Annotated in this window: 20 protein-coding genes and 1 tRNA gene; 11 read left to right on the forward strand and 10 right to left on the reverse strand. The window is 66.0% G+C overall.

Annotated elements, in window-relative coordinates:
- The first annotated feature begins 12 nt into the window (after positions 1-12).
- Both btuC and BLS11_RS10140 read left to right on the forward strand, forming a co-directional pair.
- On the forward strand, positions 13-1,122 hold the full coding sequence (gene btuC, locus BLS11_RS10135) for a vitamin B12 ABC transporter permease BtuC (protein WP_092536853.1): 1,110 nt from the start codon (positions 13-15) through the stop codon (positions 1,120-1,122).
- Complete coding sequence (locus tag BLS11_RS10140; protein WP_092536856.1) at positions 1,119-2,474, forward strand: ATP-binding cassette domain-containing protein; 1,356 nt, start codon at positions 1,119-1,121, stop codon at positions 2,472-2,474. Before btuC ends, BLS11_RS10140 begins: the two co-directional genes overlap by 4 nt.
- Here the strand turns inward: BLS11_RS10140 and BLS11_RS10145 are convergent.
- Positions 2,450-2,740: a hypothetical protein gene (locus tag BLS11_RS10145; protein WP_092536859.1), complete on the reverse strand. Its 291-nt coding sequence runs from the start codon at positions 2,738-2,740 to the stop codon at positions 2,450-2,452. The genes BLS11_RS10140 and BLS11_RS10145 overlap by 25 nt on opposite strands.
- A 138-nt stretch (positions 2,741-2,878) precedes the next feature.
- On the opposite strand from BLS11_RS10145, the gene BLS11_RS10150 reads away from it, so the two are divergent.
- Positions 2,879-4,063, forward strand: coding sequence for a tubulin/FtsZ family protein (locus tag BLS11_RS10150; RefSeq protein WP_092536862.1), 1,185 nt, complete (start codon positions 2,879-2,881; stop codon positions 4,061-4,063).
- Between the two features lie 142 nt (positions 4,064-4,205).
- On the forward strand, positions 4,206-5,225 hold the full coding sequence (locus BLS11_RS10155) for a transcription initiation factor IIB (protein WP_092536865.1): 1,020 nt from the start codon (positions 4,206-4,208) through the stop codon (positions 5,223-5,225).
- A gap of 28 nt (positions 5,226-5,253) precedes the next feature.
- Here the strand turns inward: BLS11_RS10155 and BLS11_RS10160 are convergent, their stop codons facing one another.
- The gene (locus tag BLS11_RS10160) at positions 5,254-5,475 is read right to left on the reverse strand and encodes a hypothetical protein (protein WP_092536868.1); all 222 of its coding nucleotides are present in this window, start codon (positions 5,473-5,475) and stop codon (positions 5,254-5,256) included.
- A gap of 42 nt (positions 5,476-5,517) precedes the next feature.
- Positions 5,518-6,012 carry a halocyanin domain-containing protein gene (locus BLS11_RS10165; RefSeq protein ID WP_092536871.1) on the reverse strand — a complete coding sequence of 165 codons (495 nt, stop codon included), beginning with the start codon at positions 6,010-6,012 and terminating at the stop codon, positions 5,518-5,520.
- Positions 6,013-6,112: 100 nt separating this feature from the next.
- Here BLS11_RS10165 and BLS11_RS10170 point away from each other — a divergent pair, with 100 nt between their 5' ends.
- Positions 6,113-6,541 (forward strand): Htur_1727 family rSAM-partnered candidate RiPP, encoded by a 429-nt coding sequence (locus BLS11_RS10170; protein WP_092536874.1) that lies wholly within the window; start codon positions 6,113-6,115, stop codon positions 6,539-6,541.
- Entirely contained in the window at positions 6,538-7,761 is a 1,224-nt protein-coding gene (locus BLS11_RS10175; RefSeq protein ID WP_092536877.1) for a TIGR04347 family pseudo-SAM/SPASM protein, read from the forward strand. The genes BLS11_RS10170 and BLS11_RS10175 overlap by 4 nt, the downstream gene beginning before the upstream one ends.
- Before the next feature lie 11 nt (positions 7,762-7,772).
- Here BLS11_RS10175 and BLS11_RS10180 read toward each other — a convergent pair whose 3' ends face one another.
- Positions 7,773-8,210: a universal stress protein gene (locus BLS11_RS10180; protein WP_092536880.1), complete on the reverse strand. Its 438-nt coding sequence runs from the start codon at positions 8,208-8,210 to the stop codon at positions 7,773-7,775.
- A 100-nt stretch (positions 8,211-8,310) separates the two neighbouring features.
- Between BLS11_RS10180 and BLS11_RS10185 the strand changes: the two genes are divergently transcribed.
- Both BLS11_RS10185 and mobA read left to right on the forward strand, forming a co-directional pair.
- Entirely contained in the window at positions 8,311-9,168 is an 858-nt protein-coding gene (locus BLS11_RS10185) for a universal stress protein (RefSeq protein ID WP_092536883.1), read from the forward strand.
- Positions 9,169-9,173: 5 nt separating this feature from the next.
- On the forward strand, positions 9,174-9,830 hold the full coding sequence (gene mobA / locus BLS11_RS10190) for a molybdenum cofactor guanylyltransferase (RefSeq protein WP_245698842.1): 657 nt from the start codon (positions 9,174-9,176) through the stop codon (positions 9,828-9,830).
- Positions 9,831-9,833: 3 nt separating this feature from the next.
- Here the strand turns inward: mobA and yqeC are convergent, their stop codons facing one another.
- Positions 9,834-10,580: a selenium cofactor biosynthesis protein YqeC gene (yqeC, locus tag BLS11_RS10195; RefSeq protein ID WP_092536886.1), complete on the reverse strand. Its 747-nt coding sequence runs from the start codon at positions 10,578-10,580 to the stop codon at positions 9,834-9,836.
- A gap of 146 nt (positions 10,581-10,726) precedes the next feature.
- Between yqeC and BLS11_RS10200 the strand changes: the two genes are divergently transcribed.
- Together BLS11_RS10200 and BLS11_RS10205 are read left to right on the forward strand one after the other, a co-directional pair.
- Entirely contained in the window at positions 10,727-11,710 is a 984-nt protein-coding gene (locus BLS11_RS10200; protein WP_092536889.1) for a class I SAM-dependent methyltransferase, read from the forward strand.
- Positions 11,711-11,765: 55 nt separating this feature from the next.
- A tRNA-Thr gene (locus tag BLS11_RS10205) sits at positions 11,766-11,838 on the forward strand.
- Positions 11,839-12,006: 168 nt separating this feature from the next.
- Here the strand turns inward: BLS11_RS10205 and BLS11_RS10210 are convergent.
- The 3 genes from BLS11_RS10210 to BLS11_RS10220 form a co-directional block, all read right to left on the reverse strand.
- Positions 12,007-14,196 (reverse strand): ArnT family glycosyltransferase, encoded by a 2,190-nt coding sequence (locus BLS11_RS10210; RefSeq protein WP_092536892.1) that lies wholly within the window; start codon positions 14,194-14,196, stop codon positions 12,007-12,009.
- A gap of 54 nt (positions 14,197-14,250) precedes the next feature.
- Positions 14,251-15,018: a glycosyltransferase gene (locus BLS11_RS10215; RefSeq protein WP_092536895.1), complete on the reverse strand. Its 768-nt coding sequence runs from the start codon at positions 15,016-15,018 to the stop codon at positions 14,251-14,253.
- Positions 15,019-15,432: 414 nt separating this feature from the next.
- Positions 15,433-15,744, reverse strand: a complete 312-nt coding sequence (locus tag BLS11_RS10220) for a hypothetical protein (RefSeq protein ID WP_092536898.1) — start codon at positions 15,742-15,744, stop codon at positions 15,433-15,435.
- A gap of 397 nt (positions 15,745-16,141) precedes the next feature.
- On the opposite strand from BLS11_RS10220, the gene dph5 reads away from it, so the two are divergent.
- Positions 16,142-16,921: a diphthine synthase gene (gene dph5, locus BLS11_RS10225; RefSeq protein ID WP_092536901.1), complete on the forward strand. Its 780-nt coding sequence runs from the start codon at positions 16,142-16,144 to the stop codon at positions 16,919-16,921.
- Between the two features lie 21 nt (positions 16,922-16,942).
- Here the strand turns inward: dph5 and artA are convergent, their stop codons facing one another.
- Both artA and BLS11_RS10235 read right to left on the reverse strand, forming a co-directional pair.
- Positions 16,943-17,887 carry an archaeosortase A gene (gene artA / locus BLS11_RS10230; RefSeq protein ID WP_092536904.1) on the reverse strand — a complete coding sequence of 315 codons (945 nt, stop codon included), beginning with the start codon at positions 17,885-17,887 and terminating at the stop codon, positions 16,943-16,945.
- Between the two features lie 182 nt (positions 17,888-18,069).
- The gene (locus BLS11_RS10235) at positions 18,070-20,736 is read right to left on the reverse strand and encodes a DUF7827 domain-containing protein (RefSeq protein ID WP_092536907.1); all 2,667 of its coding nucleotides are present in this window, start codon (positions 20,734-20,736) and stop codon (positions 18,070-18,072) included.
- Positions 20,737-20,975: the final 239 nt, after the last annotated feature.

Raw genomic sequence — 20,975 nt, forward strand, 5'->3', positions numbered from 1 at the left:
GGTTACGAACACATGGACGTTCGCGCCCGCACCCTCGCGTGGTCGGGGGGACTGACCGGCCTCCTCGTCGCCGTCGTTCTCGTCAGCGCCGGCATCGGGCCGGTGTCCATCCCCGCCGGAACCGTGGCGAAGGTGGTGCTGAACGCCGTCGCGGTGCCGTCGGGACTCACGCTCTCGCCCGCCGCGGTGTCGCTCCCGGTGGTCGGCCGCGCGAACGTCCTCGCGCCGCACCTGACGTTCTCGCCGGTGTTTCGCTTCCCGGTCGAACGGACCCACACCGTCATCGTCCGCAGCGTCCGCCTCCCGCGCATCGTCCTCGCGGCCCTCGTCGGCTTCGCACTCGCCACCGCGGGCGTCGTCATGCAGGGCTTCTTCCGGAATCCGATGGCCGACCCCTCCATCATCGGCGTCTCTTCGGGCGCGGCCGTCGGCGCAGTCGCCTCCATCGTCCTCCCCTTCGCGCTCCCGTTCGGCCTGCAACTCCAGAGTGCGGCGTTCGCGACGGCGCTTCTGACGGCGTTCGGCGTCTACCTGCTCGCCTCGGAGGGCGGCCGCACGCCGACGGCGACGCTCCTCTTGGCGGGCGTGGCGGTCCAGACGTTCCTCGGCGCGGTCATCTCCTTCATGCTGCTCCACAGCGGTGAGAGCCTCCGCCGCGTCGTCTACTGGCTGATGGGCCACCTCGGCGGCGCGACGTGGGACGAGGTGCGGACCGTCGCCCTCGTCCTGCCGCCGCTTTTCGTCCTGCTTCTCTCCTACGGCCGGGACCTGAACGTCCTGCTCCTCGGCGAGGAGGACGCCCACAGCCTCGGCATCGAAGTCGAACGGACGAAGCGCATCCTGCTCGCGGCGTCGAGCATAGTCACCGCCGTCGCCGTCGCCGTCACGGGCGTCATCGGCTTCGTCGGCCTCATCGTCCCGCACGGCGTCCGCCTCGTCGTCGGCCCGGACCACCGGATACTCCTGCCGACGAGCGCGCTGGCCGGGGCGTCGTTTCTGGTCGCCACCGACACCCTCGCGCGGTCCGGCGCGGCGGAGATTCCCGTCGGCATCGTGACGGCGGCGCTGGGCGCGCCGTTCTTCCTCTACCTCCTGCGGACGCGGGAGGTGCACGAACTGTGACCCGCGGAAACGGGAGCGCCCGCGGGGGGACGCCGCCCGACGGCGACCCCCTCGTCCGGGCGTCGGACCTCCGCATCGACCTCGGGGGGACGACCATCCTGGACGGCGTCTCCCTCGACGTGGACACGGGGACGTTCGTCGGTCTCATCGGCCCGAACGGCGCGGGGAAGACGACCCTGCTCAGGGCGCTGAACGGCGCGCTCACGCCCGCGCTCGGGCGCGTCGAGGTGGCGGGCGAGCGAATCGACCGCCTCGGATCGAAGGCCGCCAGCAGACTCGTCGCCACCGTCCCGCAGGACACCTCCGTCTCCTTCGACTTCGACGCCCGCGAGACGGTGCGGATGGGGCGGACGCCGCACCTCTCGCGGTTCGGCGGGTGGAGCGACGAGGACTCGGCGGCCGTCGAACGCGCGATGGAGCGAACGGACGTGACCGGCCTCGCGGACCGCGCCGTCACGGGCCTCTCGGGCGGCGAACGCCAGCGAGTCCTCATCGCTCGCGCACTCGCGCAGGCGACGCCGCTTCTCCTCTTGGACGAACCGACCGCAAGCCTCGATATCAACCACCAAGTCCGGACGCTCGAACTCGTCTCCGAACTCGTCGCCGAGGGGAAGACGGCCGTCGCGGCCATCCACGACCTGAACCTCGCTGCGCACTACTGCGACGAACTCGTCCTCCTCTCCGGCGGAGGCGTCGTCGCCGCCGGCCCGCCCGCCGAGGTTCTCACCGAGGCGAATCTGGAGGGGGCGTTCGACGCGAACGCGGTGGTGTCGCGCCACCCCGTCACCGGGTCGGTGTACGTCACGGCGTTGCCGGAGACGCGGGCGGGCGACGCCGAGGGGCGCGTCCACGTCGTCGGCGGGGGCGGCACCGCCGCGAGGCACCTGTATCTCCTCTCTGCGGCGGGGTACGACGTCTCCGTCGGCGCACTGAACGAGGGCGACACCGACACCGAGACGGCGCGGAGTCTCGGCGTGGACGCGGTGACCGTTCCCCCCTTCTCTTCGGTCGATTCCGCCGCGCGCGACGCCGTCGCCGACCGCATCGAACGCGCCGACTGCGTCGTCGTCGCGGACGTGGAAGTCGGGCGGGGGAATCTGGCGAACCTCCGCGCGGCCGCCGACGCCGACAGCCTCGTCCTCGTCGAGGAGCGACCGTTCGCGGAGCGAAACTACGCCGGTACGGAGGGCGAACGCGCCTACGAACGACTGCGCGCGCGCGGAACCGTCGTCTCGGCGGGCGACGTACTGGCCGCCGTCACGGCGGCCGTCGAAGGCGAGGCGACGGATGCGACGAGTGAAGAACGAACGGAGGCGAGAGAGGCGAGTCAGTCGGACTCGTCGGCGACGTAGCGAGCGTACAGTCGGTCGGCCGCGAACGACCCGACGACGGCGGGGAGGAGGAGGTACGCCCCCGCCTGCAGGAGGACGAAGCCCACCCACCGCGAGAGGGGGTCCGTCGGCGGCCACAGCAACGGGCGCAGGCGGAGCAGGAACTCGTAGTTCCACGCCGCGAGGGCGGCGGCAAGGACGACGGTACAGACCGCCCGGAGGAGCAGTCGGTTCGGTTCGCGGCCGGGGTCCGGCGTTGGGAACTCCTCGTCGGCGCCTCGACTCATTACGCCTTATTCGGGTCTCGAGTCAGTTCAATCGTCCGTTAAGCGGACATTCGGTCGCCTAACTGTTCGGTAACGGCGTTGTATTGATACGTTCACGGCGCGTGTGTTGGGGCGACTGGCTCGTCTCAGGTGTCTCACATGAACGTCGCACTCATCGGGGTCGGACTGGCCGGCGGGAGAATCGTCGAGTCGCTCTTGGCGTACGAGTCGGACGCGGGCGTCGATTTCGTGACGGACGCGCTCGCGGTGAACACGGCCCGCGCCGACCTCGTGGAACTGGAACGCCTCCCGGAGGACCGCCGCGTCCTCGTCGGACAATCGCGGGTGAAGGGCCACGGCGTCGGCGCGGACAACGAACTCGGCGCGGAGGTGACGAGGGAGGACATCGGGGACGTCCTCTCGGTGGTGGACGAGTTCTCGACGCACGAGGTGGACGCCTTCCTCGTCGTCGCCGGACTCGGCGGCGGCACCGGAAGCGGCGGGGGTCCGGTCGTCGCCGAGGAACTCGGCCGGGTGTACGCCGAACCGGTGTTCGGACTCGGCGTCCTCCCCGGACGCGACGAGGACGGCATCAACACGCTCAACGCCGCGCGTTCGCTCCCGACGTTCGTCCGCGAGGTGGAGAACCTCGTCCTCTTCGACAACGACGCGTGGCGGCAGTCCGGCGAGAACGTCTCGACGGGCTACGAGAGCCTCAACCGGGAACTGGCCCGACGCCTCGGCGTCGTGTTGAGCGCCGGGGAGGCGGACGGGACGGGCGACGACGGGGCCGTCGAAACGGCGGACGTGCGCCGCACCCTCAACGCCGGCGGCGTCTCCACCATCGGGTACGCGAGCGTGGAGGTGCGGCGGCCGAAGCGCGGACTCGTCGCGCGACTCCTCGGTTCGACGCCGGACCGCGACGAGGGGAAGGTGACGAACAGGGTGACGTCGCTCGTCCGGCGGGCGGCGCTGAGTCGCCTCACCGTCCCCTGCGATATCGAGAGCGCGGACCGGGGCGTGGTCGTCGTCGCCGGGCCGCGGGCGGAAGTGTCCCGGCAGGGGGTAGAACGCGGCCGGGAGTGGGTCCGCGAGGAGACGGAGACGACGGAGATTCGCGGCGGCGACTGCCCGATGAACTCCGAGTCCGTCGCGGCGGCGGTACTCCTCTCCGGCCTGGACGACGTGCCGCGACTGAACGAACTCCGTCGGACGGCCGTCGAGATGCGCCGCGACATCCTCGAGAAGGACTCCGTGAGCGGCCACCGCTACCGGAGTCTGATTCGGGCGTCCGGCGGCGACGGAGACGACGGCGACGAGGAGTCCATCGAACCCCTGTTTTGAGCGTCGACGCCGAGCGGTTCCGAATCGACGGCGACGACAACAATCTCGTAAGTAATCCGCCACCACGGTTTTGCCTCGACCCTTCGTTACGTCAAACCGATTCGGGACCGGCGTCAGTTCTCGCCGGTCCGAAACCAAATCTATGAGCGATACCTCCTCGGTCACCGCGCACCGACGCGGTGAGACGGACGAGACGCGAACAGAACGCCCCGAACGGAGAGACGGGGACGAGAAACTGCGGTGCCCGGAGTGTGCGTCGTCCGCACTCGTCGCCGACGAGGAACACGGGGAGACGGTCTGCGACGACTGCGGACTCGTCGTCGAGGAGGACTCCGTTGACCGCGGCCCCGAGTGGCGCGCCTTCGACGCCGCCGAACGCGACGAGAAGTCCCGCGTCGGCGCGCCGACGACGAACACGATGCACGACAAGGGCCTCTCGACCAACATCGGCCGGGAGAACAGAGACAGCAAGGGCAACTCCCTGTCGTCGAGGCAACGGAAGCGGATGCACCGCCTCCGGACGTGGAACGAACGCTTCCGCACCCGCGACTCCAAGGAGCGCAACCTGAAGCAAGCGCTCGGCGAGATAGACCGCATGGCCTCCGCGTTGGGCCTGCCGGAGAACGTCCGCGAGACCGCCTCGGTCATCTACCGCCGCGCACTCGACGACGGCCTCCTACCCGGGCGCTCCATCGAGGGCATCGCCACGGCGTCGCTGTACGCCGCCGCGCGGATGGCGCACGTCCCGCGTTCGCTCGACGAACTCGCGAGGGTCTCGCGCGTGGACGAACGGGAGTTCCAAGGGGCCTACAGGTACGTCGTCCGCGAACTCGCCCTCGAAATCGAACCCGCGGACCCGACGGAGTACCTCCCGCGGTTCGCCTCGGAACTCGACGTGCCGGCGGAGACGGAGCGAACCGCCCGCGAACTGCTCGAAGACGCCAAGGAGGCGAACCTCCACTCGGGGAAATCGCCGGTCGGTCTGGCCGCCGCCGCACTGTACGCCGCCGTCCGCCTGACGAACGTCCACGTCACGCAGACGATGATTGCCGACGTGAGCGACATCTCCGAGGTGACGATTCGCAACCGCTATCAGGAACTCCTCGACGCGCGCGAGGAGTCCGCCTTCGACGGTCCGAACCCGGCCCCGCAGAGCCTCTGAGCCCGAGGGGCCGACCCCCGACGGACGGTCAGAGGATGGACGGGTCGGGTGCGCGCGCGGCGTCCTCGTTCAGAATCGACAGGAGGTTCTCGTACGGAACGAACGCGAGAAACGTCTCCTCTCCGTCGGACGCCGTCCGTCGGGCCGACGAGGGGTGCTCGTCGACCGCGTACAGTTCGACACCGTGTTCGCCCAGTTCGTAGCGGTCACAGACCACGTCGCGGTTCCGGGTGACGGCGCGGTACGTCATGGGCGGCGGTACGCGCTCGATTTGCTTGAACGTTCGAGCGTCTCACTCCACGACTACGACGCCCTTCATTCCCATCGCCCGGTGGGGGGAGCAGTAGTACTTGTACGTCCCCGCATCCTCCAACGCCCGGGAGAACGTGTGTCCCTTCTTGCCGGTGCGTTCGGACGCGAACGAGCCGTCCGTCGAGACGACGTCGTGGGCGTTTCCCTTCCCGGTCCACGTCCAGACGACCGTCGTGCCGGACGAGACGCGAACCGCGGCGGGAGAGAAGCCGTACGCTCCGCCGTTGGCCTGCGACCCCACCGTCACCTCCACCTCGGAGGCGTCCGTCTCCTCGACCACGCCGTCGTAGTTCGTCGTCGCGCCGAGCCATCCCCCGAAGTCGCGCTTCGACGCCGCGGCGTCGGCGGACTCCGCCCCGCCGGAGGACTCCTGCGACGGCGTGGTGCCGCCGCCGGAACAGCCCGCGAGAGCGGTCAGCGTCGCTACCGCCGCGGAACCGACGAACGCACGCCGCGAGCGACTGTCTCCGTGCATCGTCTCCCCGTCGTCGCAGGTCGGGAAAACCGGTTCGGTCCGTTCCCGGCGACTGGGAACGACCGAGCGAAACGTGGGGGGGTCGGCCGTAGGCCGACGTATGAACGGGGACGACGAGAGCGCAGACGCGAACGCGGGCGCGGGACGCACCGCGCCGGACGCACGAGGCACCGAGAACCGCGAACCGCGGCGGGCGCGCCCCGACGCGGGCAGAGAGTGGGAACTGTTCGTCCGCGAGGAGGCGGCCGGCCCCCTCCGGCACGTCGGCAGCGTGACCGGGAGAACCGCCGCCGTCGCGCGCGAGCAAGGCGAGTCGCTGTTCGGGTGGACCGCGGAAGCGATGTGGCTCTGCCCGGCCGACGAGGTGCGGCGCGTCGGCGGGCGGTCCCTCGACGGCGCGGCGTACGCGGGCGACGGAGAGAGCGACGGCGGGGATGGTCGCGAGAACGGGGAGAGCCGCGAGGACGGAGAGTGTCGCGGAGACGGGAACGCCCGCGACGACGCCGCGGAGACGGAGGTGCCGGGATGATATCCGTCAGCAAACTGCTCTGCGGCCTCGGCGCGGCGGGCGACGGCCTCCGGTACGACGCCGCGGGCGAGACGAACGAGGCGCAGATAACCGAGGAGAGGCAGCGCCGACCGGTCGTCGTCTGGAACGCCACGCGGCGGTGTAACCTCTACTGCGACCACTGCTACGCCGGGGCGGACGTCGACGCCGCCCCCGGCGAGTTCTCGACCGCCGAGGCCAAGCAGTTCATCGACGAACTCGCGGAGTACGGCGTGCCAGTGTTGCTGTTCTCGGGCGGCGAACCCCTCGTGCGCGACGACTTGGAGGCGCTGGTGGCGCACGCCTCGGACCGGGGAATCCGGCCCGTCCTCTCGACCAACGGGACGCTTCTGACGGCCGACCGCGCCCGGAACCTCCGGGACGCGGGCCTCTCGTACGCGGGCGTCTCGGTGGACGGCCTCCGGGAGCGAAACGACGACTTCCGCGGGAAGGAGGGGGCGTTCGACGCCGCCGTCCGCGGCATCGAGAACTGCCTCGACGCCGGCCTGAAGACCGGACTGCGCTACACCATCACCCAGAAGAACGCCCCGGACATGGAGGACGTGGTGAACCTCCTGACGGACGTGGGGGTGGACCGCTTCTGCTTCTATCACCTCGACTACGGCGGGCGCGGCGGCGACATCGCGGACGCCGACCTCTCGACGGACGCCCGGCGGCGCGCCGTCCGCCGCCTCTGCGAGATGACGCGGGAGTACCACGCCCGCGGCGAGGAGATAGAGACGCTTCTGGTCGGCAACTACTGCGACGCCGCGTTCCTCGTCGAGTACGCCCGCGAGGAGTTGGGCGAGAAGAAGGCGAACGCGGTCCGTCGGTACCTCGAAGTCAACGGCGGCGACCCGACGGGCGAACGCGTCGCCGACGTGGACTACTGCGGCAACGTCCACCCCACGCAGTTCTGGCAGGGGTACAGCCTCGGAAACGTCCGCGACAGGCCGTTCGGAGCCATCTGGGAGGACGAGTCGAACCCCCTCCTGACCGCCCTCCGGGAGCGAGAGGAACACTTGACGGGGCGGTGCGCCGACTGCCGGTATCGGGACATCTGCCGCGGCGCATCCCGCCTCCGCGCCATCGCCACCGAGGGCGACGTGTTCGCCCCCGACCCGCAGTGTTACCTCACCGAAGCCGAGCGACGCGGGTCGGACCCCGCGGACCCCGCAGGGACGGGGACGGCGGCGGACTGAGTCCCACGCCGCTACTCTTCTTCGCGGACGGTCAACACCGGGGCGTCGCACCGCCGGACGACCCGTTCGGTGACGCTCCCGATGAGGGCGCGCCGCAGGCCCGTCCGGCCGTGCGTCCCCATCACCACGAGGTCAGCCCCCGCGTCCGCCGCGGCGTCGAGAATCTCGACGTGCGGGATGCCTATCAGCACCTCCGTCTCCGCGCGGACGCCCGCCTCCTCGGCGCGTTCGGCGGCGTCGCCGACCACCCGTTCCGCCCGCGCGCGGAGCGAACTGCGCACGCCGTCGAGCGGTACGCTCTCGGGCGACAGCATGCCCACGTCGCCCACGTCAACGACCGAGAGGATGCGGAGCGTCGCGTCGTACGTCCGCGCGAGGTCTATCGCCCGGTCGAGGGCGGCGTCCGCCGGGTCGCTTCCGTCGGTGGGGACGAGAATCGTCCGGTACATACGGGGTCGTACGCGCCGCAGGTCCGTGTAGCCACCGCCGATTCGGACGGAATCGGAAACTGCCTCCGCTTTTTTCTCTCTCGGCCCCCTACCGCGCGCCATGGACGGACTCGACTCCTGCGACCGCGTTCTCGTTCCCACCGACCGCGACGACGACGTGGTCGCCTTAGACCACGCCGTCGAAATCGCCCGCCGGTGCGACGCCGAACTGTACGTTCTGTCGGTCGTGAACCCCTACGGCATGTCGACGGTGGCCGACCGAACGGAGGCGGAGTCGCGCGCCGAGGACGTGGTGACCGCCGCCGCCGAGAGAGCCCGCGAGGAGGGCGTAGACGCCGACTGGGCCGTCGAGACGGGAGAGCCGAGTAAACAGATACTGGAGACGGTAGACCGGACGGACTCCGACGTGGTGGCGATGGGGACGCACGGGCGACGCGGCGTCGAGCGATACGTGGTCGGAAGCGTCGCCGAGAAAGTCGTCCGCCACTCGCCGGTTCCGGTGTTGACGGTCAGAATCGACGCGCCCGGCGAACTACCGTACCGGGAGGTGGTCGTCCCGACGGACGGAAGCGAGGCGAACGACCCCGCCGAGGTGTGGGGCGTGGGCGTCGCGGCGGCGTTCGACGCGGAGGTCCACGCCCTCTCGGTCGTCGGGTCCTCAGGGATCTCCGGCGGGGGCGCGGGCGAGGAGGATTCCGCGGAGGCGGCGGTCGAAGAGGTCCTCGAACGGGCCGAACGGGCGGACGCGGCGGCGGTTAGCGCTGTCGAACGCGGCGACCCCGCCGAGGAGATTATCGCCTACTCCGATGCGGCGGGCGGCGACCTCGTGGTGATGGGGACCCACGGCCGGACGGGCCTGAAGCACGCCGTCATCGGGAGCGTCGCCGAGAACGTCGTCCGCCGCTCACCGGTTCCGGTCCTCACCGTCCCCGGCGACGGCGGCGAACGAGGGGCGTGACGCCGGTGTCCGACGCGAACCGGGCGGGCGAGGTGGCCGACGGCGCGTTCGAGGGAGTCGTCCTCGGCGGCGGGTACTCGACTCGCTTCGGCGACGAGGACAAGGCCCTCGCGGAACTGCGGGGGCGTCCCCTCCTCGCGCACGTCGTCTCCCGACTGGGGAGGGTCTGCGACCGGGTCGTCCTCAACTGCCGCGAGGAACAGGCCGAGTCGCACCGCGCGGCCGTCGAGAACTGCGACGTGCCCGTCGCCGTCGCCGTGGACCCGGAACCGGACCGCGGTCCGATGGCCGGCATCGCCGCCGGACTCCGCGCCGTCGAAGCGGAGTACGCCGCCGTCGTCGCCTGCGACATGCCGTTTCTCGACCCGGAGTTCCTCCGCTACCTCCGCCGGCGCGCCGAGGGGCGCGACGCCGCCGTCCCGCAACGCGAGGACGAGTGGTACCAGACGACGCAGGCCGTCTACAGCGCGGCGGCGATGGCCGACGCCTGCGAACGCGCACTCGAACGCGGCGAGGGGAAGATACTGGCCGCACTCGAGGAGTTAGACTGGGCGACGGTCGGCGAGGCGGACATCGAAGCGCACGCCGCCGCCGACACCTTCGAGAACGTCAACACCCGCGAGGAGTTGGCCGCGGCGGAGCGGAAACTCCGAGACGAGTGACGGTCAGCGCTCGACGGTATCGACGACGGGGTCGTCGGCGATCATCCGCGTGAGGAGCACGCGGTCCACCGCCGACGCCGACGTACCGTCGAGGACGCCGCGCGCTATCTTCCGGCCCGTCTCGGCGAGTTCGGGCGTATCGACCATGTTGATCACCGGAACCGCGCGCGCTCCCTCCGGGACGCCTTTCAGGCCGCCGTCCTCGTGGGCGAGGACCGCCGCGACGTGCGACGGGCGAATCTCCTCGCCCTCCTCGACGTCCGCGAGTCCGCTCACCCTCTCGGGGCGGTGGACCGCCCGTTCGGAGAGGGGTTCGCCGACGACGCGCGCCGACGCGACGGGGAGGACGTGCGTGGCCGCCGACGGTATCTGCGGTTCGCGGTCGTTCGGGGCCTTCAGCAGGCGGTTCCGCGCGCCGTCGGCCTTCACCAGGAGGGGGCCGACGCCCGCGGCGGCGAGTCCGTCCACGACGCCGGGGTCGTAGCCGAAGTAGCGGTCCTCGCGTTCGCGTTCGGGGACGAGACCCAACGGCCGCCGCGCCTCCGCATCGGCCGCCGCCTCGGGATCCGTCGTCACGACGACCCGTTCGACCTCCTCGTCGAATATCGGGATTCGGACGGTGGCGGTGACGACGCCGTCCGTCTCCGCGGCGAGGCGGTAGAGCGTCGTCTTCTTACCGCCCGCGCCGACGGCGGCGACGACCGAGTCGTCGTCGAGTTCGAGCGTCTCCGAGAGCGACGGTACGGTCACTGGTGGGTCACCTCGGCGAAACCGTGGCGCGGCGGACGGATAGGCGTTTCTTCGACGGCGCGTCGCTGCTTCGGACCACCCGCCGGCACCCCGCCCCCGGGCCACCGAAGCGTCACGCTTACTCTCCCCCGCCGGCAGGTTTCGGTATGAACGTCCCCTGCGTCCGCGTCCCGCGAACCGACGGCGAGGCGACGCGCCGCGCCCTCGCGGAGGCGGACTGTATCGACCGGGACTTCGAGATTGCGGTCAAAGACGGACACCTCCACATCCCCGTGACCGACGCCGCGGCGGTTCCCGAGGAGTTCGAGGTGGTCGAGTTCGACGCCGAGGCCCGGAGTCAGCAACGGACGCCCGCCGACGTCCTCGGCTTCGAACCGACGTACGAACGACTGGGCGACATCGTCATCGTAGACGAGGACGACGACGAACGCGCCCGCGAGATAGCCGACGCCGTCGTCGAATCCGACCTCCCCGCAGACACCGTCGTCAACCGGGCCTCGAAGGTCAAGGGCGAACTGCGCGTCCGCGATTGGGACGTGCTCGCGGGCGAGGACACGGAAGTCGTCCACCGCGAGTACGGCTGTGAGTTCCTCTTGGACATCGCTGAGGTGTACTTCTCGCCGCGACTGGCGACGGAGCGACACCGCGTGGCCGAACAGGTCGAGTCCGGCGAGAACGCCTTCGACATGTTCGCCGGCGTCGGTCCGTTCGTCGTCCCGTTCGCCAAGCGAGGCGCGGCGGTGGTCGGGTGCGACCTGAACGAGGCGGCGATTCGGTACCTCCGCGAGAACGCCCGACGCAACGGCGTCGAAGACCGAGTGACCGCCGTCCACGGCGACGTTCGCGAGGTGGCCGAAGAGTACGAGGGGTGGGCCGACCGAATCGTGATGAACCTCCCCCACAGCGCCGACGACTTCCTCGACACCGCAGTCCGACTCGCCGGCGACGACTGCGTGATTCACTACTACGACATCCAACACGAAGACGACCCGTACGGCCCCGGAATCTCGGCGATTCGCGACGCCGCGGAACCGACGTACGACGTGGAGGTGCTGGCCGAACACACCGTACGGTCGTACGCGCCGCACGAACTGAACGTGTGCGTGGATGTCAGGCTCACCTCGCGATAATTCGGAAGCCTTTTCTTGTTCATCGGGCTACCTGAGAGTGCACGACGACGTGAGCGCCGGTGTAGCTCAGCTGGCAGAGCGATTCCTTCGTAAGGAATAGGCCGAGGGTTCAAATCCCTCCACCGGCTTTATTCTGCGACGAACTTCACGGGGTGCGTAGCGACGAGTCCGTGAGCGTCGAACGGGTGATTGGTGGAGCCAACGAAGGAGCGTACCTGTGAGCGACTGTCGTTCAGAAGATAGCCATATCCCGACACGAACTCCGACAGGTCGTCTCGCCTGATTCGATGCGGGAGTTACGACGAGTTCTGTAGCTTCACGAGGACGATCGTCTTGTCTTCGAGCGGTCTCTGTCCGATCTTTCGGTACGGTCGGTCGAGAGACTCTACCCGGTCCCGATGAAGGACCAAGTACTGAACGCTACCGTCCACCTCGCTCAGTTCGATCGATTCGAGACTGTGGTCCGCGTAAAACGCCCACGTAAAGTGCACCGACCCGACCGCGTGGCGGCCGACATACACTCGTTCTTCGGCTGGCACCCCGGAGTCGACGAGGTTACCCGCCGCCTTCTGTTCCTGCATCCTTTCCTTTGAGAGCGATGGGGGTGCCCCGACAAACGCGACTACAACAAATACAGCAAGTGCTACCGGAACGATGTTCGACGCGATGTGATAACCTCCGTCGCTCATCCCATCTGTGAAGATTCGTTTGACGGTGGGAAAAAGCAGGATTGCGCCGACTACGACGGCGATTCCGAGCAAAAATTGGACGCCAGTTACGAGCTCTCCCGAAAGTAGATGTTGTGTTCTCGGTTCTGCAAACGGTGAAAACTCCGCCATTCGGAACGAGAACAAGAGCGTGAGTGCTGTTCCGACCAGAACACCGACGATCGCGGTCGGTTCTCGGCGCAGGGCCAGTGAGAATAGCCAGCCCACGAGGAGCGAGAAGGGTACGTAGGCGGGAATGATGTACCATTGGTGGTTGCCGGTATAGACGAAGAAGAGCATCGTCGAGACGCCCCACCAACAGAGGAAGAGAGGGGTAAGAGAGGTCATGTCGTCCCGGTCGGTGGAGAGATCTCTCGTGACCAAGGCAGCGGGAATCAGGAAGTACACCCACGGGTCGAAATGGACTAAGAAGTTCTTGAAGTAGGGGTACTTCATGAATCCGAACATCGCGCCCTCTACAGTGTACATACTGGACTCGGTCGCACGAGTGAGAACCTGTTCGATGAATATCTCCCGGATGAACTGCTCACCGTAAGTCGCCCAAGCGAGAATTGGCCACGGGAGTAGAACTGCACCGCCGACTCCGAGCCCACGAACGAAATCCTTCGTCAGGAACACGCGATAGTTCACGAAAACGAGCGGAAGAACTGCTATCGCGAAAATCCCCGCACCGAACCCCTTGACGAGAACCGTGAGAGCGCCGACGAGACCGACTGCGGGGAACAACCCTGAACGATCCTCTCTCACCGCTTTCAACACAAGGTAGACGAAGGCCGCACCGAGCAACGTATTGAGCATGTCCGTCCCGCCGGTACGGCCAGCGTTATTGCCGGCACAGATGTACGGGACTACCAAGAAAATTAATCCAGAGAAGTATCCGACTTCCCGACCGTGGAGTTCTTTCCCGAAGAAGAATATCAGCACCGACGCGGCGATCGTCGCGGTCGCAGAGGGAAAGCGAGCCCCGAAAGCCGTCGTCCCGAACACGAGCATAGAAACCGCCTCTACCCAAAGCGCGAGGGGAGGTTTTTCGAGGAACGCAGCCTCCCGTATCTGTCCGCTTCCGACCATCCAGTTGACGTGCGGGAAGAGCCAGTGGCCACGGTGGACCGCATGTTGAGCCGCGTTCGCATAGATCGCCTCATCCCAGGCGATCAGCGGGTACGACCCGAGACCCCGATAGTAGATTATCGCACCGGCGACCACGAGAGCGACCAGTAACGCCTTGTCCATCGCCGTCAGCGCGATTTGGGCCTGCAACGAGCGGAGTCGGCCGAACTTCCCTCGATTCGAGACGGTCCGCTCAGATCCGACCGACGAGCGTATCGTCGGGGACGGACTGCCAGATGAGCCGGTCGATTCCGACGGTTGTCCCGTCGCGAGTCGAGGAGGGCCCGACGGTGAGGCCCCCGATGATGTATCCGTAGCGTCTCCTGTCGAACCAGCCGACTGCGGTTCGAGTTCTGTCTCTACTGATTCCCTTTCTTTCGAATCCGGTCGGTCCGTGTCCTCTGCGCCGTGAGACTGCTCGCGAACTGCAGCAACGAACGATTCGACGGCTTTCGCCTCGTCATCGGAGACAGTCGAACTGGGCGAAAACCCCGCCACCTTCGAGAAGTAAGACTTCGTCAGCCTGGCGGTTTCCTCACCGACATTAGCTCGATCAGCAACGCGGGTCAGATACTCGTTTATTGTCTCCGACCTCTGTTTCTCGACGCCAGAGACCGATTGAATCTCTCGTAGATCTATATCGGGCATCGTTCACTCTACCTCCCCTCGCGGGCAGACGGGAACCGAGCGGTATGATTCGAGCTACTCACCATTGCTACCAGTTTTCATCAGCTTCGAGCGGTCTGTCTTCGTTACGTCTCGGAATCGAGGGCTAGTCGCGATCGCATCAGTGCGACGCTTCACGTCTACGAGCGCCGTGGCGAGCTCGATCGACGTCGAGATAGGATTGACCGTCGAGTCGGGGTGGTCTTCCCAATCGACGGGGACCTCCGCGATTTCGTAGCCGAGCGAACCGGCCACGCTCACGAACTCTAGATCCCACGCGAACTCAGGTTCGTAGCAGTGGTGCCCGATAGTTTCCCACGCATCCGCCCGGACGGCCTTCGCACCGCACTGGTAGTCTCGACACTGCGTCGGGAGCATCTTCCGCGCCGCGAACGCGAAAACGTCTCCGAGAAGTCGACGAACAACCGTCTGGTGAGCGACGATGCGCGAGGACGGATGTCGACGAGACGCGATTCCTACCTCGGCGGTGCCCTCGCTAACCTGTCGGACAACGTCCGAAAGCGACGTGGCGGGAACGGACCCGTCGGCGTCGGCGAACGCGATAACATCCGTATCCAGCGCGTCGAAACCTTCCATAATCGCAGCCCCCTTTCCACGTTGGGTGTTCGAGACGTTGACGTCCGCGACCTCTTCGAGTCGGCTGACGGTGGCCTGCTTCGGTGCGTCGATCTCGATACGAATAACCACCGGATCGAGAACGCGTCGGACCGATTCGATGTACCGTTCGAGCGTGAGAATATCCGGTTCGTATGCCGGAATAACGACGCCAATACTATCCGTCACGCCATCCCCTCCCTTTCCCGTACATACCTTCGGTATCACAGTTGGATCACATATATGCTTCCCCGCTGACACCTTACTCTATTCGTTCCGCACCCGTAGCCTGCTGAGAGTTTTCAATTTAATTTGACAAACAGATGTATTCTCCCCTTGTGTTCCCTCTACCGGCCAAAATATGTGGTATACGTCGATTGAGAAGAGGTACATTCCAATGGAGTCTAGCTCAGTGGTAATAATGTCAACTATCGGAGCGAAATTGGCTCTCGTTTCGATTACGATAGATCTCGGATTTCACCAAGCGATAGCAGCGCATCTTCCCTCCGTGGAGACGATGTCCCACTAAACTCAGCTGCTAGGTTCCAACGTTCACACGGTTTGCTGACTCTAACGCCGTCGGTCGAGAACCGTCGGCGAGAGTTACTCCCGCGCGAACCGAAGCCGGTAGTCCCCGTTCGTGCGTTCCGTGACCGTCTGGAGTCGCGCGGGTTCCATCGAGGTGCCGACGACGACGTCGTACGTCTTCGAGACGGTGAACTCCTCGTGGTCGGTCGTCCCCCAGATGACTGCGTCGATGACTTGGGTGTCGTTCAACGTGACCTCGGAGCGGTCGTCGGTCCAGAGAACCGTCACGGGCGTCTCGCCCGCGTCCCCCTCCTCGGCGGAGCGGGACGCGTTCGCGGGGTCGGTGGTGGAGCGGAGACTTCCGTTCGGTGGTGTATGTTCTCTCATAGATACTGAATCAGATACTGACTTGTCTCCGCTGGAGACACACAGTCAAATGTGTATCGAAGTTCGAAACCCCTGTCTCGTCGGCGACACCCGCCGTCCGTGCGCGCCGACTTCCGAATTGCTCCGTCGGCGCACTATGTCGCTATGACGACAGTTCCTGTCTCCTCGAAGCAAGCGGTTTCGAGGCCGTCGCTCCTCTCTTTGGTTCTCTCGACGACCCCCTCCAGTGCGGTCACCAGTCGCACCGGATTCACGGGGGCGTCGTCCGAACAAACCAGGGCGTTCGTACGCCCACTGGTAGTATATCCTCACTGCTTAAATTTGTACTGTATTGACACGAGTTGGTCGTCTTCCGTCGCTTCAGGCACTTTATCATCCGCCGCGGCGGAGGAGGGATATGCTCACGTTCATCGGTCTCGGTCTGTACGACGAGCGTTCGATAACCGTCGAGGGGAGAGACGCGCTTCGAGAGGCGGACCGCGCGTACGCGGAGTTCTACACGAGCAAACTGCTCGGTGCGACCGTCGACGAACTGGAGTCGCACCACGGCGTCGATATTGAGGTTCTCGGTCGGGAAGGCGTCGAACAGCGTCCCGAGGAGATGCTCGACGCCGCCGAGACCGAGGACGTCGCGTTCCTCACCGCCGGCGACACGATGATATCGACGACGCACGTGGACCTGCGACTCCGGGCGGTAGAGCGCGGTATCGAGACGCGCGTCGTCCACGGCGTAACCGCCCAGTCGGCCGCGAGCGGTCTCAGCGGGCTTCAGAACTACCGGTTCGGAAAGGCCGTGACGCTCCCGTTCCCGTACGCGCACGGTGCGGAGGGCGTCCCGCAGAGCGTCGTCGACTCCATCGAGGCGAACCGAGAGCGAGGACTCCACACGCTGGTGTACCTCGACATCAAGGCCGACCGCGACGAGTACATGACGGCGCAGTTCGCCGCCGGGGAACTGGCGTCCGACTGGAAGGACGTCCTCGGCGTCGTCGTCGCCCGCGCCGGGAGTCCGGACCCCGTCGTGGCGGCGGACCGACTCTCCGCACTCGCGGACCGCGAGTTCGGCGACCCGCTTCACATGCTCCTCGTTCCCGGTGACCTCCACCACGTCGAGGCCGACGCGGTGCGGACGCTCGGCGGTGCGCCGGACGACGTGGTCGCGGAGAACGAACTGTAACTCCCTCGACCGTTCGACCGTTCAGACGCTTCCGCCGCGGTTCGTCCCCTGTACGTCCTCTACGTCGAGGGCGTCGGCTAAGTCGTACTCGTCGCCGGTGAGCATGTACAACACGTCCTCGACGACCGTGAGGAGTTCCGGCAGTTCGCGGACGACGAGGTAGGTGATGCCGACGAGAGCGACGACCGCGAGCAGTTGGCTGATTATCCGATCCGAGATGAAAAACGAGACCATGTAGGGGTCGCTCGACCCGAACAGAAGCAGTATCTCGTCGACGAAGAACTGGAAGTACTGCTTTCCGAAGGCGATGGTGATGAACGTCGTCCGAAGCAGATTGAGCGCGTAGATGATGGGGATGGCGATAGCCAGCGCGCGGAGTTTCCGCCGGAGCGGAGCCTTCACCGCGGCGATGAGGCCCGCGAAGATGGTCATGCTTCCCAGACCGGTGCACGCGAGGACGACGGACACTTCGAGGCGGTGGTCGCCCGCCCAGAAGCGGAACGTGTTCAGATAGCCCTGCTCGCCGACGACGAGTTCGGGGTGGTAGCCGAGGGCGTTGACCAAGAACCCCGTCTGAGCGGCGACCGTCTCCATCAGGACGCCCCTCGGGGCGGGCACGTGGAGTCCGAGGAGCGTGAACGCTGGTATCGTCTCGAACGGGAGGTAGACGGCCCCCATCACGGCGACGGCGCGGGAGAGGACGAACAGCGAACTTCGGCCGGAGTAGAGGAGATACCCCGCGTAGAGACACGCCGGGACGGCGGCCAAAGAGAGGAACCCCTCGATGTAGCTCTTGTGGACGAACGCGAAGTGAGGGACCAACTGCAGCCAAAAGAGCGCGAAACCGGCCCACGCGGCCAGGGTGACGTATCGCGCGTACCGCTCGTCGCGGCGTTCGAGTACCGCGCCGACGACGAACGTCAGGATGACGACCCACGCGAGGGCGTCGGAAAGAACTCCGGGCATAGACGAACGATACGGCGTTCGGATTAAATCCCTTGTCGTTCTGTGCGCCGTCCGAGTCGGACCGTGAACGGACGACTGCGGGCGGTACGGCAGGGTGAGACGACGCTGTCGCTCACCGATCGAGTCCGAAAGAAAGGAAGTTCGGGACCGAGTCGGAGGGAAACCCTCCGGGACTCAGTTAGTTAGTCGCGGCGGACGGCGAGGAGCGCCGCAGCGAGGAGCGCGGTGACAGCGACGACCACGCCGAATCCGGGCGTGCTCGTGTCAGTCTCCGTCGGCCCTTCGGTTGCGGTCTCGCCGGTCGACGTCGTCGTCACGGCCGTCGTGGTGGCCGGCGCGTCGGTCGTCGTGTCGACAGGCTCGTCCGTCGTCGCCGTACCGTTGTCCGTCACGGTTTCGGTGACCTGGGAGCCTTCGACGACTTCGCCGTCAACCGTTTCGTCAGAGGCAGCGTTGCTGCCACTCACTTTCACGGTGAACGTGTCGTTGACGTTCTGACCGCTGAAGTCGAAGTCAGCAGAGAACGTGTTGTTCTCGGTGACGTGGACCGTCGCGGTCTTCAGGAAGCTCGGGCGGACGTCCGAGTCACTGCGGACACGGAGCTGAAGTTCCGTACCCGGGGCGACGTTGGACGTGCCTTCGATGGTCTGACCCGCAGCGTTCGCAACGTTGTACGGGTCGTCGAGGCTGTGTTCGCCCTCGATGAGGTCGAAGTTAGCCGTCGTGCTGGTCTCCTCGCTGGAGAGGTTGCCCTTGTCCTTCGCGACGGTGAAGTTAGCCGTGAGGCTGTCACCGTCACCGAAGTCGACTTCGCCGCTCGGGCGGAACGCGCCGATGTCGCCTGCGTCCGAGTCGAACACGACGTAGTACGTGTCGTTCTCGGTGTCAGCGACGACGCTCTGGACGTTGTCCTCGCTCACGTTGAGCGAGTACGCCTCGCGGTTGGTCGGAGCTTCGCTCTGGTTGAACGTGAGGCTGAACTTGCTGTTGTTGAGGAGCGCCGAAGCGTTGTCGTTCGCGCCATCGACGATGCCGCCGATGCCGGATGCGACGATCTGGGTGACGACGTAGTCGCCGTCAGCGATCTTGCTGTCCTGCGTGAGGTTACCGTTCTCGGCGGCCTCGTTCAGTGCGCTGAGGTCGCTGAGGTCGGTGCGGTCGGAAGCGGTCCACGTCTGGAGCGATTCCGTGCTGCGCTCTTCGAGGACGAGCGTGCCGACGTTCTGGGAGCTCGAGCTCGCGTCCTGGTTCGCGCGGACTTCGAGGTCGTACTCGCCAGCGTCGAGGAGCGATTCGACGGAGTTCTCCGACTGGATGTCGGACTTGACGATCGCGTCGTCGTCGTTCTTCACGGTGAAGACGTCGGAGCTACCGGTCGTCGAACCGGAGGCGCCGATCGCTTCCCACGTGTTGAAGCGGATGACGACTTTGCCGTCGTTGTTCTCGTCTTCGACGGTCACGTTAGCAAGGAAACCGACGTCCGTGCTACCGATGTTGACCGTCGCGTAGTCGTTGTTCGAGACGGTGACGGGGATTTCGACCGTGTCACCGCGCTGTTCGGTAATGATCGAGTTGCTGAAGCTGGCCGAGCCGTCGGAGGCCTTAGCAACCTTGATGGTCGAGGATTCGACCGTCACACCCGAGTAGTCGTCGCGGACTTCGAGCGTGTATTCGCCGTTGTCGGTGTCACTGAAGGCGTCGATGTCGAACTCGTATTCACCCTGACCGTTCAGGGAGTCGTTGACTTCCGCACCGAACTCGTCGCCGTCAGACTCGTAGAGCTGAAGCGAGACCGGACGGTTACCCGCGTTGGCGGAGACCGTACCAGAGACGGTGTCGGACGTCGTGATGTTCTGGTCATCGACGTCGAGGGAAAGACCGAGGTCGCGAAGGTCGATCGTGCGCGTCGCACTATCGAACGTCACGTTGTATTCGCCGAGTGCGCGGTTCTCCGTGTTGAAGACGAACACCTTGCTGTGGTCGCCCGTGGAACCGGAGAACGCGTAGTTGTCCTCGCCTTCGATCTCGACAGACGAATCCGTGCTGTTCGAGACGACTGCAACCTTCGAGCCCTTGTACGCATTCGCGTCGTTGGAGCGAATCGTCGTAGAGGCGAAGGTCACGGACTTCGCGTCGTCAGTATCGGAGACACTGACGGTGTTGCCCGCGGTGTCGTCGACGCTGTAGGTGATCGAGATGTCGTCCGTGTAGACCTTGCTCAGGTCGAAGACAACACGGCCACCTTCGCTGGCGGCGGTGTCAGCGTTCGAGAGCGTGGTGATCTCCTCTTCGTCGCTGTTGAGGAGAGTCACGGTCGCGCTGCTCGCATCAACGTTCTTGTTGAACGCCAGTTCAAGCTCAGCGTCCACGTTGTCCGACCCCGACGCCGTGTCGTTGTCGTAGTGGATTGCGGACTTGAGCGTAGGCTTCGAGTTGTCTACCTCGAAGGAAGCCGTTGCTTCTGCCTCATCTCCAACGGAGAGCGAGGCGTTCTGGTAGGCAGCAACTTGGTAGCTGCCTTCGGATGCGCCCGAGGGGACCGTAAGCGTCTGACCAGTGTACTCGCCACTGGAATCAGCCGCCGTCGATCCGCTAGGCTCCGAATCGTTGTAGAAGCCGTCGTTGTTCAGGTCGATCCAATACTGAATATCGCCAGTAGTCGAAGTGTTGTTCGTGACGGTAAACGCCACGTCACTGCCCGAGGAAACTACCTCGGAACCAGATTCGACTGTGACGGAATTTGCTGCCGCAGCAGCCGTGCCCGTGAACGCGATGGTGCCGGCGAAGACCGACAGAACCATCAGCGCGGCGAGCGCGACGGCGCGGATCTGCTTAGATTTCCGTGTCATGTTTAGTTGGGTAGGTCGCTAGTCGGCAACAGCACCTTTCGGTCGCCCTCGATATCCAGACGCCCGCCGAAGCGGACTTGGACGACGGTACTCGCTGATGTCACCTTGGGTAGGGGTACAGGTCGAAACTTCTCCCAGTGTTATATATGTCTTCTGTTCTGGAAATTGTTTTCACAGCGAAAATGAAGATATGGGACCACTCAATCGAAGTTAATGTCTACCAGATAACAACACGACGG

This window comes from Halopelagius longus (assembly GCF_900100875.1).
Taxonomy (GTDB): domain Archaea; phylum Halobacteriota; class Halobacteria; order Halobacteriales; family Haloferacaceae; genus Halopelagius; species Halopelagius longus.

Coding starts and splice junctions, on each gene's coding strand:
- btuC (WP_092536853.1), top strand. CDS start 13: ATGGACGTTCGCGCCCGCACCCTCGCGTGGTCGGGGGGACTGACCGGC.
- BLS11_RS10145 (WP_092536859.1), bottom strand. CDS start 2,740: ATGAGTCGAGGCGCCGACGAGGAGTTCCCAACGCCGGACCCCGGCCGC.
- BLS11_RS10150 (WP_092536862.1), top strand. CDS start 2,879: ATGAACGTCGCACTCATCGGGGTCGGACTGGCCGGCGGGAGAATCGTC.
- BLS11_RS10155 (WP_092536865.1), top strand. CDS start 4,206: ATGAGCGATACCTCCTCGGTCACCGCGCACCGACGCGGTGAGACGGAC.
- BLS11_RS10160 (WP_092536868.1), bottom strand. CDS start 5,475: ATGACGTACCGCGCCGTCACCCGGAACCGCGACGTGGTCTGTGACCGC.
- BLS11_RS10165 (WP_092536871.1), bottom strand. CDS start 6,012: ATGCACGGAGACAGTCGCTCGCGGCGTGCGTTCGTCGGTTCCGCGGCG.
- BLS11_RS10170 (WP_092536874.1), top strand. CDS start 6,113: ATGAACGGGGACGACGAGAGCGCAGACGCGAACGCGGGCGCGGGACGC.
- BLS11_RS10175 (WP_092536877.1), top strand. CDS start 6,538: ATGATATCCGTCAGCAAACTGCTCTGCGGCCTCGGCGCGGCGGGCGAC.
- BLS11_RS10180 (WP_092536880.1), bottom strand. CDS start 8,210: ATGTACCGGACGATTCTCGTCCCCACCGACGGAAGCGACCCGGCGGAC.
- BLS11_RS10185 (WP_092536883.1), top strand. CDS start 8,311: ATGGACGGACTCGACTCCTGCGACCGCGTTCTCGTTCCCACCGACCGC.
- BLS11_RS10200 (WP_092536889.1), top strand. CDS start 10,727: ATGAACGTCCCCTGCGTCCGCGTCCCGCGAACCGACGGCGAGGCGACG.
- BLS11_RS10210 (WP_092536892.1), bottom strand. CDS start 14,196: ATGCCCGATATAGATCTACGAGAGATTCAATCGGTCTCTGGCGTCGAG.
- BLS11_RS10220 (WP_092536898.1), bottom strand. CDS start 15,744: ATGAGAGAACATACACCACCGAACGGAAGTCTCCGCTCCACCACCGAC.
- dph5 (WP_092536901.1), top strand. CDS start 16,142: ATGCTCACGTTCATCGGTCTCGGTCTGTACGACGAGCGTTCGATAACC.
- artA (WP_092536904.1), bottom strand. CDS start 17,887: ATGCCCGGAGTTCTTTCCGACGCCCTCGCGTGGGTCGTCATCCTGACG.
- BLS11_RS10235 (WP_092536907.1), bottom strand. CDS start 20,736: ATGACACGGAAATCTAAGCAGATCCGCGCCGTCGCGCTCGCCGCGCTG.